The organism is Dermacoccus sp. 147Ba, from assembly GCF_004151355.1.
Classification (GTDB): domain Bacteria; phylum Actinomycetota; class Actinomycetes; order Actinomycetales; family Dermatophilaceae; genus Dermacoccus; species Dermacoccus abyssi.
Genome location: NZ_SEHL01000002.1, coordinates 396,607 through 412,984 on the forward strand (window position 1 = coordinate 396,607; position 16,378 = coordinate 412,984).

General features: G+C 68.2%; 13 protein-coding genes. 5 read left to right on the top strand and 8 right to left on the bottom strand.

The genetic code is table 11. From position 1 onward, the window contains the following. Positions 1-22: 22 nt before the first annotated feature. Positions 23-1,081 carry a non-homologous end-joining DNA ligase gene (ligD, locus tag EVU97_RS04185; protein WP_129663724.1) on the bottom strand — a complete coding sequence of 353 codons (1,059 nt, stop codon included), beginning with the start codon at positions 1,079-1,081 and terminating at the stop codon, positions 23-25. 125 nt (positions 1,082-1,206) lie between these two features. On the opposite strand from ligD, the gene msrB reads away from it, so the two are divergent. Beyond that, a complete protein-coding gene (gene msrB, locus EVU97_RS04190) occupies positions 1,207-1,629 on the top strand; it encodes a peptide-methionine (R)-S-oxide reductase MsrB (protein ID WP_047311545.1) in 423 nt (140 codons plus the stop codon). A 69-nt stretch (positions 1,630-1,698) separates the two neighbouring features. On the opposite strand, the gene EVU97_RS04195 is transcribed toward msrB, so the two are convergent. The 3 genes from EVU97_RS04195 to EVU97_RS04205 all read right to left on the bottom strand — a co-directional run bounded on the left by EVU97_RS04195 (position 1,699) and on the right by EVU97_RS04205 (position 5,590). Further along, the gene (locus tag EVU97_RS04195) at positions 1,699-3,324 is read right to left on the bottom strand and encodes an AMP-binding protein (RefSeq protein WP_225910754.1); all 1,626 of its coding nucleotides are present in this window, start codon (positions 3,322-3,324) and stop codon (positions 1,699-1,701) included. Between the two features lie 11 nt (positions 3,325-3,335). Then, positions 3,336-4,910, bottom strand: a complete 1,575-nt coding sequence (locus EVU97_RS04200; protein ID WP_240730121.1) for an acyl-CoA carboxylase subunit beta — start codon at positions 4,908-4,910, stop codon at positions 3,336-3,338. 113 nt (positions 4,911-5,023) lie between these two features. Beyond that, positions 5,024-5,590, bottom strand: coding sequence for a TetR/AcrR family transcriptional regulator (locus EVU97_RS04205; RefSeq protein ID WP_129663726.1), 567 nt, complete (start codon positions 5,588-5,590; stop codon positions 5,024-5,026). Between the two features lie 74 nt (positions 5,591-5,664). Here EVU97_RS04205 and EVU97_RS04210 point away from each other — a divergent pair, with 74 nt between their 5' ends. The 3 genes from EVU97_RS04210 to betT all read left to right on the top strand — a co-directional run bounded on the left by EVU97_RS04210 (position 5,665) and on the right by betT (position 11,090). Next, a complete protein-coding gene (locus EVU97_RS04210; protein WP_129663728.1) occupies positions 5,665-7,158 on the top strand; it encodes an aldehyde dehydrogenase family protein in 1,494 nt (497 codons plus the stop codon). Positions 7,159-7,314: 156 nt separating this feature from the next. After that, the gene (gene betA, locus EVU97_RS04215) at positions 7,315-9,057 is read left to right on the top strand and encodes a choline dehydrogenase (protein WP_129663730.1); all 1,743 of its coding nucleotides are present in this window, start codon (positions 7,315-7,317) and stop codon (positions 9,055-9,057) included. Beyond that, positions 9,054-11,090 (top strand): choline BCCT transporter BetT, encoded by a 2,037-nt coding sequence (gene betT, locus EVU97_RS04220; protein WP_129663732.1) that lies wholly within the window; start codon positions 9,054-9,056, stop codon positions 11,088-11,090. The genes betA and betT overlap by 4 nt, the downstream gene beginning before the upstream one ends. An 83-nt stretch (positions 11,091-11,173) precedes the next feature. Here the strand turns inward: betT and hemQ are convergent, their stop codons facing one another. From hemQ to EVU97_RS04240, 4 genes are all read right to left on the bottom strand, one after another. Next, positions 11,174-11,815: a hydrogen peroxide-dependent heme synthase gene (hemQ, locus tag EVU97_RS04225; RefSeq protein WP_129663879.1), complete on the bottom strand. Its 642-nt coding sequence runs from the start codon at positions 11,813-11,815 to the stop codon at positions 11,174-11,176. A gap of 155 nt (positions 11,816-11,970) precedes the next feature. After that, entirely contained in the window at positions 11,971-13,416 is a 1,446-nt protein-coding gene (gene hemG, locus EVU97_RS04230) for a protoporphyrinogen oxidase (RefSeq protein ID WP_129663734.1), read from the bottom strand. A gap of 118 nt (positions 13,417-13,534) precedes the next feature. Next, positions 13,535-14,068, bottom strand: a complete 534-nt coding sequence (locus EVU97_RS04235) for a DinB family protein (RefSeq protein ID WP_129663736.1) — start codon at positions 14,066-14,068, stop codon at positions 13,535-13,537. Positions 14,069-14,122: 54 nt separating this feature from the next. Continuing rightward, positions 14,123-15,541, bottom strand: a complete 1,419-nt coding sequence (locus EVU97_RS04240) for a PLP-dependent aminotransferase family protein (protein ID WP_165357868.1) — start codon at positions 15,539-15,541, stop codon at positions 14,123-14,125. Between the two features lie 61 nt (positions 15,542-15,602). On the opposite strand from EVU97_RS04240, the gene EVU97_RS04245 reads away from it, so the two are divergent. After that, positions 15,603-16,364 (top strand): YitT family protein, encoded by a 762-nt coding sequence (locus EVU97_RS04245; protein ID WP_370448519.1) that lies wholly within the window; start codon positions 15,603-15,605, stop codon positions 16,362-16,364. Positions 16,365-16,378: the final 14 nt, after the last annotated feature.

Genomic DNA, 16,378 nt, shown 5'->3' on the forward strand with positions numbered 1-16,378 from the left:
GCGTCGCTCCTCCGTTTGGTTCTCACACCGCGGGCTTTCGACCGCTCGCCTTCCTCGCGCGGCTCGGCTGCACGCGCGGAGGCTCACCGGGCATCTTCGGGTAGTCGGGTGGGAACGGCATCTCGGGCAGGCCACGCTCGACGTCGGCGTCCCACAGCGCGATGGCAGCCGCCACATCGCCGACGTGATCGTTCATCGAGGCGCCGCCGGTGGGCGCCCACGCATCCCCGCGTTCGGCGACGATCTCCGGCACGGTTCGGACCGTGAAGTCGCTCGGCCTCACGTCGCGAAGCTCGGACCACATCACCGGCATCGACACCGGCGCCCCGGCGAGCGGGCGCGGCGAGTAGGCGGCGGCGATCGTGCGGTCGCGGTTGGCCTGGTTGAAATCGACGAACACCTTCTCGCCGCGCAACTCCTTCCACCACTCGGTCGTCACGAGGTCAGGCAAACGCCGTTCTAGCTCCCGTGCTATTCCGATGACGCCGTGGCGAACGTCGAGGAACTCGTGCGTCGGCGCGATGCGCGAGTAGACGTGGACACCGCGGTTGCCGGACGTCTTGACGAACGGAGTGAACCCGAGCGACTCCATGAGTTCCTTGAGCGCGAACGCCGCTTCGACGGCGTCCGTGAAGTCACGACCCGGCTGCGGGTCGAGGTCGATGCGCAACTCGTCCGGGTTGTCGTTGTCCTCGGCCTTCACCGGCCACGGGTGGAACGTCACCGTGTTCATCTGCGCACACCACGCGAGCATCGCCGGTTCGTCGAGCACGAGTTGCTCGTGCGCCCGCGCGCTGGGGTAGGTGCACATCACCGAACGCGCGTAGGCGGGTGCGCCCTTCGGCGGGTTCTTCGAGAAGAACGGCTTCTCCCCGAGGCCCTTCGGGTAGCGCTCCAATGCGATGGGCCGGTCACCGCTCCATCGCAGGAACTGCTCCGCGACGGCGAGCAGGTACTCGACGACGTCGAGCTTCGTCACCCCGTCGTCGGGATAGACGAGGCGATCGGGACTCGAGACCTTGACCTTGCGGACCTCGTCGTCCGGTCCGGGAACCTCGAGGACGACGGCTGCAGCGCTCATGTTCGCCACCCTAAGCCGATGATGAGCGGTCGCCGCGTCACCGATGCCGCGTTTCCCAGGCAACATCGGGAAGGTCTGGGCAGCGCCCGACGTTGAACTTTGCACCCCACCCGCGAAGGAGCGACATGAGCGACCTGCCCCGCACCATGAACGACACCACCGACGAGCAGTGGCGCGAGAAGCTGACGCCCGAGGAGTACGCCGTCCTGCGCCAGGGAGGCACCGAGCGTCCGTTCGTGGGTGAGTACACCGACACCGAGACGGCGGGCACGTATCGCTGCCGTGCCTGTGGCGCAACGCTGTTCACCAGCAAGGAGAAGTTCCACAGCCACTGCGGATGGCCGTCCTTCTACGCGCCCGAGGACGCCGAGAACGTCACGCTCCTCGAGGACCGCAGCATGGGGATGGTGCGTACCGAAGTGCGGTGCGCGAACTGCGACAGCCACCTCGGCCACGTCTTCCGCGGCGAGGGCTACCCGACGCCGACCGACGAGCGCTTCTGCATCAACTCGATCAGCATGACGCTGGAGCCCGCCGACGAGAACTGAACAACCACGACACATCGGGCCCCTCCACGTGCACAGTGGAAGGGCCCGATCTGTGTGGGCGAGCATGGTTCAGCCTTGTGCGCCCAACTCGTTCTTGCGGATCTTGCCGGTCGGCGTCATGGGCATCGCCTCGATGACGCGGATCTCGGGAACCTTGTAGGCAGCCAAGCGCTCAGCAGCGAACTCACGCAGCCGGTCGGCATCGACCGCCTCGGTGACCGTGACGAACGCGACCGGGCGCTCCCCCGTCTCGTCGTCGGGCTTTGCAACGACGGCGCACGCTACGACGGCAGGATGAGCCGCCACCGCCATCTCGACCTCGGCCGGGAACACGCTCATCCCCTTGACCTTGATCATCTCCTTGTCGCGTCCGAGATAGTGCACGAAGCCCTCGTCGTCGATACGTCCGTTGTCGCCGGTGTGGAGCCATCCGTCGACAAGCTGACGTCGGGTGGCTCCCTCGTTGCGCCAGTAGCCACTCGTGACCGACGGGCTGCGGACGATGATCTCGCCCGTCTCGCCCACGGGCACCGGTGTCTGCGTGCCGAATTCGACGACGGCGATGTCGGTTCCCGGCACGGGCAGGCCGCAGAAAACGGGCTCGGCACGCAGGTCCATGTCGTCTGCGTGCAGCCCGTAGGGGCTCGTGTCCATCGTGTGCGTCTCCGTCATGCCGTAGGCGGCCTCACGAAGCACACCGCCGTCCGGGACGGCAGCCGTCCATGAGGCACGCACCTCAGGAGTCATCTTGCGAACGAACGAGACGGCCTGCGGATCGGTGAGCGACGACAGATCGCGCGAGCCGATGTCGTCGCGCGCCATGAGTTCGAGATAGTTCTCGACCGTGCCGACCATGACCTGGACGTGGTGCTCTTCAATGGCATCGAGCACGGCGTCGGCGTTCCACCGCGACAAGAGAACGCTCGTACCGCCGAGGACGACAGGGAGCAGGATGCCGAGATCCTCCCCGGCGATCCAGAAGATCGGCAGGTAGCACAACGCCGTGAAGTCACCGTGGGCATCGAGGCCGTTCGCCTGTGCGGTGCTCGCCGCTGTGTAGACCATGTCCCCCTGCGAGTGACAACAACCCTTCGGCAGACCCGTCGTGCCACCGGTGTAGTTGAGCGCCGCGAGGGCATTCCACTCCCCTGCGTCTTCATCCACGCGCGGCCCATCGGTCATCCGGGACGAGCCATCGTCGACCACCACGACCTCGCACTCGTGCTCCACCTGCGCCGCACCGTCACGCGCCGGCTTCTCGGTGACCGACGACGTCACGATGATCCGTGCCTCGCTGTCGCGCAGCTCGTGGGCCACCTCGTGGGCGCTGAACATCGGGTTCACCGGCACGTGCACCGCGCCGAGACGCAACACCGCGAGGAACGTGACAACGAATTCGTGTCGGTTGCCCAGGTGCACTGCAACTCGGTCACCCTTCGTCACGCCGTGCTCCCGAAGCCACCCGGCGACACGACGATGGGCGTCGTCGAGTTCGCGGTACGTCATCGTCGTCGGGCCGTCGACGAGGGCGACCCGATCCGGTCGCTCCCCCGCCCAGTGCTCAACGTGTGCGGGCAAGGTCACCCGACCGATCGGGTAGTCGACCTCGTCGCTCCACCCCGACCCGCGGTGGCGTGACTGCCGCGCCCTGACGTCGTCAAGGTAGGCCTCCAGTGTCATCGTGTTCTTCCCCATGTTGTGCTCCTTCACCAGGTGTCGATGTGCGGCCGTGTCGAGCGCTCGCCCGGGAATCCGCCGATGAGCTGAAGAATGCGCTCACGGGTCTCGGCGGGGTGGATGATCTCGTCGATCTCGTCGAGGCGTGCCGCGTTGAGCGCCTTGCCCTGCTCGTACTGCTGCGCGACGAGTTCCTCGAACCGCTCCTCACGAGCCGCAGGGTCTTCGATGGCGCCCAGTTCCTTGGCGAAGCCGAGCCGCACCGCTCCTTCGAGTCCCATGGCTCCGATCTCCGCCGTCGGCCAGGCGAGTGTGGCGGACGTTCGTCGGAAGCCCCCGCACGCCATCGCCATCGCCCCGAGGCCGTAGCCCTTGCGGGTGATGACGACGATCGTCGGCACCGTGAGGCGCGCACCTGCGACGAACATCCGGCTCACGTGCCGTACCGTTCCCTCGCGCTCGGCGTCGGGGCCAACCATGAATCCCGGTGTGTCGCAGAGGGAGACAAGCGGGATGCCGTAGCCCTCGCACAACTGCATGAAGCGCGCGAACTTATCGCCGGCCGCCGCGTCGATAGCCCCGCCGAGCACACCGCAGTCGTTGGCCATGACGCCACAGGTGCGTCCGCCGATCTGGACGAGCGCGGTGACAGCATTCGGCGCGAATTCGGGCCGCAATTCGAGGATGAAGCCGTCGTCGGCGAGCGTCTCGATGGCCGTGCGGATGTCGTAGACGAGCTTGCGGCGCTGGGGCACGAGCGTCGTCAGCACGTGTTGGTCGGGCGCCTCGCCCGTGCCAGGGAGTCCGGAGAGCAACCAGAGGTAGTCGCGCGCCGCTTCGACGGCCTGCGCGTCATCGTCGACAACGAGATCGACGACCCCGTTCGGGGCCTGGACGCTCATCGGCCCGACCTCGTCTGCCGCGACGCGGCCCAGTCCGCCACCCTCGATCATCGCGGGGCCCGCCATACCGATCGAGCTGTCGGCCGTCGCGATGATGATGTCGCACGTGCCCGCCATGGCCGCGTTGCCGGCAAAGCAGCGGCCGGTGACGACGGCGACCGTCGGGACGAGGCCGTTGAGCGCACCGAGCGCCGCGAAGGTGCCGAGGTCGAGGCCCGTGGCGCTGACGAGCATCGCGTCGACGTCACCGGGACGCCCGCCGCCGCCCTCGGCGAAGAGCACGACCGGCAGTCGGCGCTCGCGCGCGACCTCGAGTGCGCGGTCGGTCTTCTTGTGGTTGAAGTAGCCCTGCGTTCCGGCGAGAACGGTGTAGTCGTACCCGAGCACTACGCAGGTCAGCTCACCGCCGTCGACCGGTACCCGCGCCACACCCGTCACCATGCCGTCGGCGGGCGTCGACGCCTTGAGGTCGTCGAGGTCGCGGCGTGAGCGTTGGGCGGCGATGGTCGCCGAGCCGTACTCGTGGAACGTTCCGGCGCCCACGAAATCTCGAATGTTCTCGCGCACCGAGCGGTGGCCGGTGGCGGCGCGCTTGGCCATGGCCCCGGGGCGAGCCCCATCGGCGATCCGGGCGCGGTGCTCGTCGAGTTCAGCGGCGAGCGGGTTCTCCTCGGGCCCACCGTCCCCTTCCACGTGTGTCACGTCACACACGCTAAAGGCTGAGCCATCCCCTGCACGTCGATCGCGAACAGCCGATTTTGTAGACGTTCGGCGTCACATACGACGCGCAACGTCTACAGAATCAGACATCGTCGTCAGGCGTAGGCGGCGCACAGGGACGCCGCTCCGGCGCGCCCCTCGTCGATCGCTTTCTCGTACGGCTCGCGCAGCATGAGCGCCATGGTTCCCGCGTACGTCACCATGAGGGCAGACGCCAACGCTTCGGCTCGTTCGCCCGCAATGGGGGTGGCCGTCTCGAGCAGCCTGTCACGCAACAGCGCCGTCTCGAGGTCGAGGATCTCCCGCAGTTCCGGCGCCGGGTCGGGGAACGCCGCAGCCGTACCGGTGAAAGCGCACCAGCGCTCCGTCATCCGCTCGGATTGGTAGGTGCGCAACGCGTTCCACAGCGCGAGCACGCGCCCTGCGTCGTCCGGGGCTGCGGCGATCTCGTCGTCCCAGACCTGCTTCCACACCTCGTACCGACGATGCAGAGCCGCCGCGATGAGGCCTTCCTTGTTCCCGAAGTGCGAGTAGAGGCTGGGCGGCGACGCCCCCGCGGCCTTGAGGATCGTGTCGACGGGCGTGGCGAAGGCACCCTCGACGAACAGCAGCGCGTCGGCAGCGTCGAGCAGGCGCTCGCGAACGGGTTTGCGGGGTTCCATGGCGCCAGAATATAACGTGCGTTATCGTTGGTCTAGAACGAGCGTTCATCACGACGATCAGTGAAGGAGTGACCGTGCCCAGCATTTACATCGATGGCGCGTGGGTCGAGGCCGCATCCGGCGAGACCCGTGAGATCACCTGCCCCGCCGACGGATACCACGTCATCACGGTGAGCGAAGGCGCCGAGGCGGACGCGCAGAAGGCCATCGCGGCCGCCCGCCGCACGTTCGACGACGGCGCCTGGTCCGCGACGCCCGCCAAGGAGCGCGGCGCGATTCTCGACAAGCTCGCCGACCTGCTCGAGCGCGACAAGGACAAGGTCGCCCGCGTCGAGTCGCAGGACACCGGCAAGCGCTTCGTCGAGTCCCAGTACGACATGGACGACATCATCGGCGTCTTCCGTCACTTCGCCGCTCTGGCCGACAAGGAGGCCGGCCGCGTCGTCGACACCGGCATGCCCAACGTCGCGAGCCGCGTCGTCACCGAACCGGTCGGCGTCTGCTCGCTCATCACGCCGTGGAACTACCCCCTGCTGCAGACGGCCTGGAAGATCGCCCCGGCCATCGCTGCCGGCAACACCTTCGTCCTCAAGCCCGCCGAGCTGACGCCGCAGAGCTCGATGTGGCTCATGGACGCCCTCGCCGAGGCGGGCCTGCCCGCCGGCGTCGCGAACCTCGTCACCGGGCCCGGCGCCACGGTCGGATCCGAGATGACGACGAACGAGGACGTCGACCTCGTCAGCTTCACCGGCGGCCTCGTCACCGGCCGCGCGATCATGGCAGCGGCCGCACCGACCGTCAAGAAGATCGCCCTCGAACTCGGTGGCAAGAACCCCAACGTCCTGTTTGCCGACGCCGACATCCCGGCCGCCATCGACAATGCCCTGACGGCAGTCTTCCTCGACTCCGGCCAGGTCTGCTCGGCCGGAACGCGCCTCGTCGTCGAGGAGTCCATCCACGACGAGGTGGTCACCGAACTCGTGCGCCGCGCCGAACTCATCCGCCTCGGCGGCCCGTTCGACGACAACGCCGAGACCGGGCCGCTCATCAGCGAAGCCCACCTCGAGAAGGTCGCCACCTACGTCAAGGAAGCCATCGAGGACGGCGCGAAGCTGCTCACCGGCGGCAAGCGCGGCGAGGGCGAGCTCGCGAAGGGCTCCTACTACCTGCCGACGATCCTCGACGGTTGCGACAGCTCGATGCGCTGCGTCCACGACGAGTCCTTCGGCCCCGTGCTCACCGTCGAGACGTTCTCCGGCGACGACGCCAAGGCCGCCGAGGACGCCGCCGTCGCCATCGCGAACGACACGATCTACGGCCTGGCCGGCGCAGTCTGGACGGAGAACGCCGGGCGTGCCGAGCGCATGGCGCGCCGCCTGCGTCACGGAACCGTGTGGATCAACGACTACCACCCCTACGTGCCGCAGGCCGAGTGGGGCGGCATGAAGCAGAGCGGTATCGGCCGCGAGCTCGGCGAGCACGGACTCGGCGAGTACCTCGAGACCAAGCACATCTGGCACAACATCGACCCCGCACCGGCCGACTGGTTCAGCGGCCGCGAGGGCTGACCTGCCGCGCCCGCCTCGGGCCGAGCAGCACACATATCGCTCCCGGTGAGGTTCGCCCCGGCGAACCAACCATCCGCTTTCAGGTCCTCGAACGAACTCTGTGGGGCAGGGTTCGTTCGAGGACGACCATGTGAGAACACAAGGAGATTCATCTCGATGAAGAAGCGTTACGACTACGTCATCGTCGGTGGCGGCTCGGCCGGCTCCGCGCTGGCCAACCGCCTCTCGGCCGACTCGAACACGAGCGTTCTCGTGCTCGAGGCCGGGCGCGCCGACTTCAAGATCGACCCGCTCATCCACATGCCCGCCGCGCTCATGTTCCCCAGCGGCAACCCGCTCTACGACTGGCGTTACGAGAGCGACCCGGAGCCCTTCATGGGTGGTCGGCGCGTCGCGCACACCCGCGGCAAGGTGCTCGGTGGCTCCAGCTCGATCAATGGCATGATCTTCCAGCGCGGCAACCGAGGCGACTACGACAAGTGGGCCACGTTCGCCGGCATGGAGGACTGGGACTACGCCCACTGCCTGCCCTATTTCAAGCGCATGGAGACGACGCTCGCGGGCGCCGACGCCTGGCGCGGCGGTTCCGGTCCCCTCACGCTCGAGCGCGGCCCGGCTACCTCTCCCCTGTTCCAGGCCTTCTTCGAGGCCACCCAGCAGGCCGGCTACGCCCCGACGGATGACGTCAACGGCTACCGCCAGGAGGGCTTCGCACCCTTCGACCACACGACGAAGAACGGCTCGCGCATGAGCGCGTCCCGCTCCTACCTGTGGCCGGTCAAGAACCGCAAGAATCTCGACATCGCGACGCTCGCCTTCGTCACGAACTTGCGCTGGGACGGCAACCGCGTCACGGGCGTCGACTTCGTGCGCGGCGGTCGCCGCAAGCACTCCGTCGAAGCCGGCGAGGTCATCCTGTGTGGTGGCGCGTTCAACACGCCGCAGCTGCTGCAGCTCTCGGGCGTCGGCAACCCCGAGGTCCTCGCGGCCGCGGGCGTCGAGACCCGCGTCGACCTGCCGGGCGTCGGCGAGAACCTCCAGGACCACCTCGAGGTCTACCTCCAGCACGAGTCGGTGCAGCCGGTTTCCATCCAGCCCTGGCTCAAGAAGTGGAAGGCGCCCTACATCGGCGCGCAGTGGCTCTTCGCCAACACCGGTGTCGGCGCCTCGAACCACTTCGAGGCGGGCGGCTTCATCCGTACGAACGAAGAGGTTCAGTACCCGAACCTCATGTTCCACTTCCTGCCGGTCGCAGTGCGTTACGACGGCACGGGCGGCGGTCACGAGCACGGCTACCAGGTGCACATCGGCCCGATGAACTCCGACGTGCGCGGCCACGTACACATCACGAGCAACGACCCGAAGAAGCACCCGAGCATCCTGTTCAACTACCTGTCGACCGAGCGCGACCGCCGCGAGTGGGTCGAGGTCGTGCGCGCCGCGCGCCACATCCTCAGCCAGCCCGCGTTCTCGCCGTTCGACGGTGGCGAGATCTCCCCCGGAAGCGCCGTCCAGACGGACGAGGAGATCATCGACTGGATCGCGAAGGACGCCGAGACGGCCCTGCACCCCTCGTGCTCGGCCAAGATGGGCACCGACGAGATGTCCGTCGTCGACCCGAACTCGATGCGCGTGCACGGCACCGAGGGCCTGCGCGTCGCCGACGCGTCGGTCTTCCCGAGCATCACGAACGGCAACATCTACGCGCCGGTCATGATGGTGGCCGAGCGTGCCGCCGACCTCATCGCCGGCAACACGATGCTCGCGCCGGAGAACCCGCCCACCTACCGCGCCAAGGCCGGTATGCCGCTCTACCCCGAGGGCGACCCGCGCAACGACGCCTGGGACGCCAAGAGCGAGATCCCGAGCGCTGCCGCCATCGTGGGAGAGCCGCGATGAGCTCGGTGACGCCCGCCCCCGACACCGAGGTCGAAACACCCGGCGAAGCCCGGATCAAGCCTGTCGTCCTGTGGACCACGGCCGTGTTCATCGCGGTCGTGGCCGGGTGGGCCCTCATCGACCCGAAGGGCGCCGAGAGCCAGCTCGGTACCGTCGTCGAGTGGATGGGTGGCTGGTTCGGCTGGTTCTACATCGCCCTGGCGACGATCGTCCTGTTCTTCGTCGTGTACCTGGCACTGCGCTTCGGCCGCATCCGTCTGGGGCACGACCACGACCGTCCCGAGTACTCAACGTTCGCCTGGGCGAGCATGCTGTTCGCCGCCGGCATCGGCACGGACCTCATGTTCTTCGCCGTCGCCGAACCTGCGTCGCAGTACCTCGCACCGCCGCAGGGCAAGGGCGAAACGCTGGACGCCGCGCGTGAGGGCACGGTGTGGACCCTGTTCCACTACGGCATCACCGGCTGGGGCATGTACACGCTCATGGGTATCGCCCTCGGCTACTTCGCCCACCGCAAGGGGCTGCCGCTCGCGGTGCGTTCGGCGCTCTACCCGCTGTTCGGCAAGCGCATCAACGGCGGCATCGGCAACGCGGTCGACATCGCCACCGTGCTCGGCACGATCTTCGGTGTGGCGACCAGCCTCGGCATCGGCGTCGTCATGCTCAACGTCGGTCTCGACCTGCTGTTCGGCATCGACCAGGGCGTGCCCGCTCAGATCGGTCTCGTCGTCGTCGCCGTCGTCACCGCGACGATCTCCGCGACGTCGGGCATCGACAAGGGCATCCGCATCCTCAGCCAGCTCAACGTCCTCCTCGCGCTGTTCCTCGCGGGTTGGGTGCTCGTCTTCGGCGACACCCGCTTCCTCCTGCGCGCGGCGACGATGAACGTCGGTGACTTCGTCAACCTCTTCCCGGGCATGACGCTCGACACGATGGCGTACGACTACCCGGGCGAGTGGATGAACCTGTGGACCCTGTTCTTCTGGGCCTGGTGGATCGCCTGGGCAAGCTTCGTCGGCATGTTCCTGGCCCGCATCTCGAAGGGCCGCACGATCGGCCAGTTCGTCGTGGGCACGCTGACGATCCCGTTCCTTTACATCGTCATGTGGGTGACGATGTTCGGTAACACCGCGATCAAGCGGATCATGGACGGTGACAAGGCCTTCGGCGACGCCGCGGTCAACACGCCGGAATCCGGTTTCTACCAGCTGCTCCAGCAGTTCCCGGCGGCAACGTTCATCATCGGTCTGGCCACGTTCGTCGGCCTGCTGTTCTACGTGACGTCCGCCGACTCCGGCGCCCTCGTTATGGCGAACCTCAGCTCCGACCTGCCGGACGCCGAGACCGACGCCAAGCCGTGGGTGCGTGTCCTGTGGGCCGCCGCGACCGCCGTGCTGACCATCGCGATGCTCATCGTCGGCGGTATCACCGCGCTGCAGTACGCGACGATCGTCATGGGTCTGCCGTTCGCTTTCGTCATGATCCTCGTGATGATCGGTATCCACCGTGCGCTGACCGGCGAACAGCGGCACGCCAGCGCGATGCTGGACTCGCTGCGCTCGGGCACGATCGGTGCGCCGCCGACCGCGAACGGCTCGTGGAAGAACCGCCTCGCGCGTCAGTTCGGCAGTGTGTCTGCGAAGGCCACGGAGGAACGCATGGACGAGGTCGTCGTCCCGGCTCTCGAGGAGGTCGTCGCCGAACTGCGTGAGCGAGGCGTCAACGCCGAGCTCGAGCACCTGGCGCAGCCGACCAAGCAGCTACGCCGTTCGGTGACCCTCACCGTGCACGCGGCCGACCCGCGCGCCGAGGACTTCCACTACACGAGCCAGATCCGCAGCATCAAGGTCGCGTCCTACGGCGCGCGCATGATCGAGGCGGACGACATCTCGTGCCAGCTCGAGGTCGTTGTCCCCGGCGGTGGCGCGTACGACGTGCTCACCTACTCCAAGGAAGAGATCGCGCACGACGTGCTCGACCACTACACGTGGTGGCTGAACACGAACGCCACGGTCGCCCAGGAAACCGAGTGACCATCGGCTGACGCACTAAGGCGGCGGGTACCGGATCTGATCCGGTACCCGCCGCCTTTGTCGTGCTGAACAGGCTCGGCGGGTCAGCGCATGCGCGCGACGAACTCGCTCATCGTGATCTGCGGGCCGGAGAAGAACGGCGTCTCCTCGCGCACGTGGCGACGAGCCTCCGTGTACCGCATCTCGCGCATGAGGTCGAGGATGCGGTACATCTCGTCTGCCTCGAAGGCGAGGATCCACTCGTAGTCACCCATGCCGAACGAGGCGATCGTGTTGGCGCGCACGTCCGGGTACTCACGGGCGGCCATGCCGTGGTCGTGAAGCATCTTCTTGCGGTCCTCGTCGGGCAGCAGGTACCAGTCGTAGCTGCGCACGAACGGGTAGACGCAGATGTACTTGCGCGGCGTCTCCTCGGCCATGAACGCCGGAATGTGGCCGCGGTTGAACTCGGCCACGCGGTGCATCGCGACGTTCGACCAGTACGGCTCGAGGTGACGGCCGAGGTCGGTGGCGAGAAAGCCCGAGTAGGCCTTCTGCAGCTCGTCGATCGACTCGCCGTGCCACCAGATCATGAGGTCGGCCTCGGCGCGGAAGCCGGAGAGGTTGTACGTGCCGCGCACGGTCACGCCCTTGCCCGCGAGCGAGTCGAGGTACTCGTCTGCCTCACGCGCCATGGCCTCACGGTCGCCGTCGACCTTGTCGACGATGGTGAAGACCGACCACATCGCGTAGATGCGGGAAGCGTTGATGCGGTCGACCGTGACGTGCTTCGGCTCGGGGCGCGAACTCGTCTTCTCGGGGTTCTGCGGGTTCTCCGGCTGCGGGGTGGTCACCGTGATTCTCCTTCGGGTGCGTGCTTGTTCGGAACAGGTTCGGGGGCTCAGGCGAGCGCGTCTTGAGCGGCGAGGTCGTCGAGGACGCGGTCGGCGGCGGCGCGCGCCGTGGCGACACAGGCGGGGATGCCGACGCCGTCGAGGGCCGCCCCGGCGACGTCGAGGGCGGGCAGCCGCGTGAGGTCGTCACGGATGCGTCGGACACGCTCGACGTGGCCGAGGGCGTACTGCGGCAGACCGTTCGCCCAGCGCTGGACGTGGGCGTCGAGCGGGGCGGGAAGGTCGAGACCGGTCGCCTCGCCTAGGTCGTCCAAGCCGAGGGCAAGGAGTTCGTCGTCGGCATGATCGAGGACGGCCTCGTCGCGATGGCGCCCCATCGACACGCGTACGTAGGCCACGTCCGGCGCGGCCTCGGCGAGCCACGGCCACTTGACGCTGGAGAAGGTCGAGGCCTTGATCGTGCGTCCGTCCACCGGAGGGACGAGGAAGCCCGTTCCCTCGGGAAGGCTCGCGTGGACGGAGGCCGGGAAGGCGTAGGTGACGATCGCCATCGTGGCGTACTCGATGCCGCCGAGCGCGTCCGAGGCTTCGGGCGCGATGGCCGCGAGCAGGCGGGCGGCTGCGGGCGCCGCCGTCGTGACGATGACGCCGTCGGCCTCGTGCGGTTCGGGCAGACCGTCCCGTTCGACTTCGAGGTGCCACGTGCCGCGATGGCCGAGCGAGCGGCGCAGCTCGGTGACGCGCGCACCGGTGACGACGTCCACGCCGCGATCGGCGAGACCGGCGCGAAGCGCTTCGGGCAGCGATCCCATGCCGTCAGTGGGCGCCCCGAACACCTGCCGTGTGTCGTTCGACGAGACCGCCGACGAAGCGGCCCGGGCGGCCTCGGTCAGGCGCCGGCCGTCGCGCAGGGCCTTGAAGAGCGGAGGCACACAGGCACGGGCCGAGAGCTCGCGGGCGTTGCCTGCATAGACCCCGCCGAGCAGTGGCTCGACCATGCGGTCGACGACGGCGGCGCCGAGGGCCTGCTCGACAGCGTCACCGACGCTGATGTCGGCCAGGTCATCTGCGTTGTCACCAGCTTCGGAACGGGGCACCGAGATTTCGACCGGACGCTCGTCGGCGGCACGAGCCACCTCGTCGTCGGAGAGCAGCCCGCGGGCCGACTCGGGGTCTGACGGAATGCCCATGAGTGTGCCTGCAGGCAGCGCCTCGAGCGAGCCGCGGGACCACAGGAGGGCCGGGAAACGTTGGGGGTGAACGGCCTCGACGCCGAGCTCGGCGAGCAGGTCGACCACCTCGGGGCGGCGCCAGAGGGCCGACTCGGCACCGACATCGACGCGGTGCCCGGCGATCTCCTCCTGGCGCAATTTGCCGCCCACGCGCTCGTCGGCTTCGAAGACGGTGATCTTCCACGAGGGCGCCGTCGTCGCGAGATGCCACGCGGCGACGAGACCGCTCACTCCACCACCGACGATCGCGACCGACTTCATGCTCCCAGTTTCCCACTCTCAGCGCGGGTGGGGGTCGCCGGGGCGGCGCGTTGGGGGCAAGTCGTGACGTTGGTCCCGACTCGGGCGGCAGCGACCCACCAGGGAGCGACGGGTGCGGCTACTCCCCCGTACTTCCGTCGACGGCCTGACGCAGGAGGTCGGCGTGACCGTTGTGCCGCGCGTACTCCTCGATCATGTGCACGAGGATCCACCGGAGGCTCACTGTTCCTTCGTCCTCCCGAGGGTTGACGGCGAGAGCGTCCAGACCGGCGTCGTGGGCGAGGGCTGCGTCGACGATACGGTCACTGACCGCGACGGCGTCGTCGAACCACGCCCACAGCTGTGCCTGGGAGTGATCGGCCGCGTGCTCCCACGCCCAGTCCACACCGGCTCCGTGGGAGTGCGCGAGCCAATCGGGGCGCTCGATGCCGCCCGCGAAGGTGAGGTTGAACCAACCTGCCTCCACCATCGTGAGGTGCAGCATCAGCCCGGCGAGCGTCATGTCCGTCGGGGGCAGGGCCCGACGCAACTGCTCGTCGTCGAGGCCGGAGCACTTCCACCGCAGCGTGTCGCGGTGGTGCTCGAGCATCCCGCGCAGCGTGGCGACCTCGTCGCCCTGCACCGGCGCCCAGCGCCTTTCGTCAGCCGACATCGCTGAACCACCTGTCATCTCGGGCGCTCCGCTCTCCTCGTCAACGACGTCACCCTATGTGCGGGAGGCGAGCGAGGCGTTGACCTCACCGAGAACGTCTGCGGCGCGCCGCAGATCGTCCTCAGCCAGCGTGAACGGAGTCCGAAGTCGCCCTTCGAGGCCACGTCCGTCGAGGGAGAACGCACTGCCCGGCGTGAGGGTGAGACCACGCAATGCCGCCCGTCGCACGATCTCGCTCGACTGCGCGCCCGGCAGCCTCCACCACAGCGACAGGCCGCCGTCGGGAAGGTCACAACTCCACCCCGGGCAGGCCCGGGCTATGGCGTCGCGCAGGAGAATTCGTCGACCGGCCAGCTCTGCGCGACGCTCGTCGTCGAGGCCGGATTGATCACGCAGCAGGCCGGCGAGAACGATCTGTTCGAGCACCGGCGCTCCGAGATCGAGCGTCACGCGCGCCGACGCGATGGCACCGATGTAGCGGCGCGGCGCGCGCACCCATCCGAGGCGCAGTCCGCCCCAGTACGTCTTGCTCGCCGACCCGACCGTGATGCACTCGGGAGCAAACGCCGCCATGGGGCGAACGCGCGGCGCCGTGTCGAGCCACAGGTCGGCCAGGGTTTCGTCGACGATGCCGACGATGCCGTGCTTCGCCCACAGACGCGCGAGGTCATGGCGGTCTTCCTCCCCCATGAACCGGCCCGTCGGGTTGTGAAAGTCCGGGATGACGAGCATCGCCTTCGGCGCCCGGCGCGCGAAGGTTTCGGCCGTGGCCCGCACATCGAGACGACGCTCGTCGTCCGATTCGACGGCGGGCACGAACCGCGCGCCACGGCTTCGCAGCGACGCAAGCGAGTTCGGGTAGCCCGACGGCTCGACGGCCACGGCGTCACCCGGCGAAACCAACGCCAACGCCGTAGCGGCCACACCGGCGAGAGCGCCCGTCGTCACGAGGATCTGATCGGGCGTCGTCGGCACGCCCCGCGCGATGTAGCGCTCAGCGAGAGCACCACGAAGGTCGGGCACGCCGTCGCGGAAGTACCCGCCTTCGTGGGTGTAGGCCGCCAGGTGCCGCGAGGCCTCCGCGAACCGTTCGGCGAGGCCGCCCACTGCGGCTGGAGCCGTGTTGGTGAGGTTGATTCCTCCCTGCGGATCGAACCCGCCGAGCACGCCGCTCACGGGTTCGCCACCGCCCGAGACGGGGCCACCGGGGATGCGCACGCGCGTTCCGGAGCCGCGGCGGGCTTCGGCGAAGCCACGCTCGCGCAGCAGTGCGTACGCGTGAGTGACCGTCGTGCGCGACAGGCCGAACGCCACGGCAGCATCACGCTCGCTCGGCAGGCGGGTGTCATGCGTCAGCCTGCCGTCGGCCACGAGACGTTCGATGCGGTCGCTCAACCAGACGTACGCCGGACCTCGCTCGGGCGGTGGGCCGACGAGGCGCGCGAGGGCATTCGCCCCGATCCTGCGTTCCATGGGGCCACTGTGTCCGAATTGGCTATTCAAGACAAGGCCACTTCTGCTGCACTCTGGTTTCATGAGCACCATGTCGACGGTCCAACCTCAGCCCGACGCGGCCGCGCGTCCTTCGTGTGGATCGCGCCAGCTGGCCAATCTGACGCCGATGGGTCAACTGCGTGCCGGCAAGCTCGGTCGTCGGCTGCCGCAACTCTTCATCGGCCTGACGCTCTTCGGTGCCGCGATGGGTCTGTTCGTGCGAGCGAACGTCGGCCTCGAGCCCTGGGGCGTCTTCCACCAGGGCGCCAGCCTGCACACCGGCTGGTCGATGGGCACGGTCACGATCGTCGTGTCGTTCATCGTGCTGCTGCTGTGGATCCCCATGCGTCAGTGGCCCGGGCTCGGCACCGTGGCGAACGCGGTGTGGCTCGGTTTCGTGCTCGATGCGACGATGGCGCTCGTCTCCGAGCCGAACTCCATCGTGGCTCGCTCGGCGCTCTTCACCGTCGGCCTGCTCGTCAACGCCATCGGCGGCGCGATGTACATCGGAAGCCAACTCGGCCCCGGCCCCCGCGACGGTCTCATGACGGGCCTGCACCGCATCACGGGCCTCAGCGTCCGCCTCGTGCGCACGAGCATCGAGGTCGTCGTCCTCACTTCGGGCTGGCTGCTCGGCGGTGGCGTGGGCGTCGGAACGGTGCTCTATGCGCTGTTGATCGGCCCGCTCGTGCAGTTCTTCCTCCCGTGGTTCACGGTCGAGTTGGACGGGCACGGAGCCGAAGAGGCCAAGGCGTCCGTTGCCGCAGGGGAAGAGAACGCCACCGACTCCGACGGCGACTGACCCAAGCAGGATCA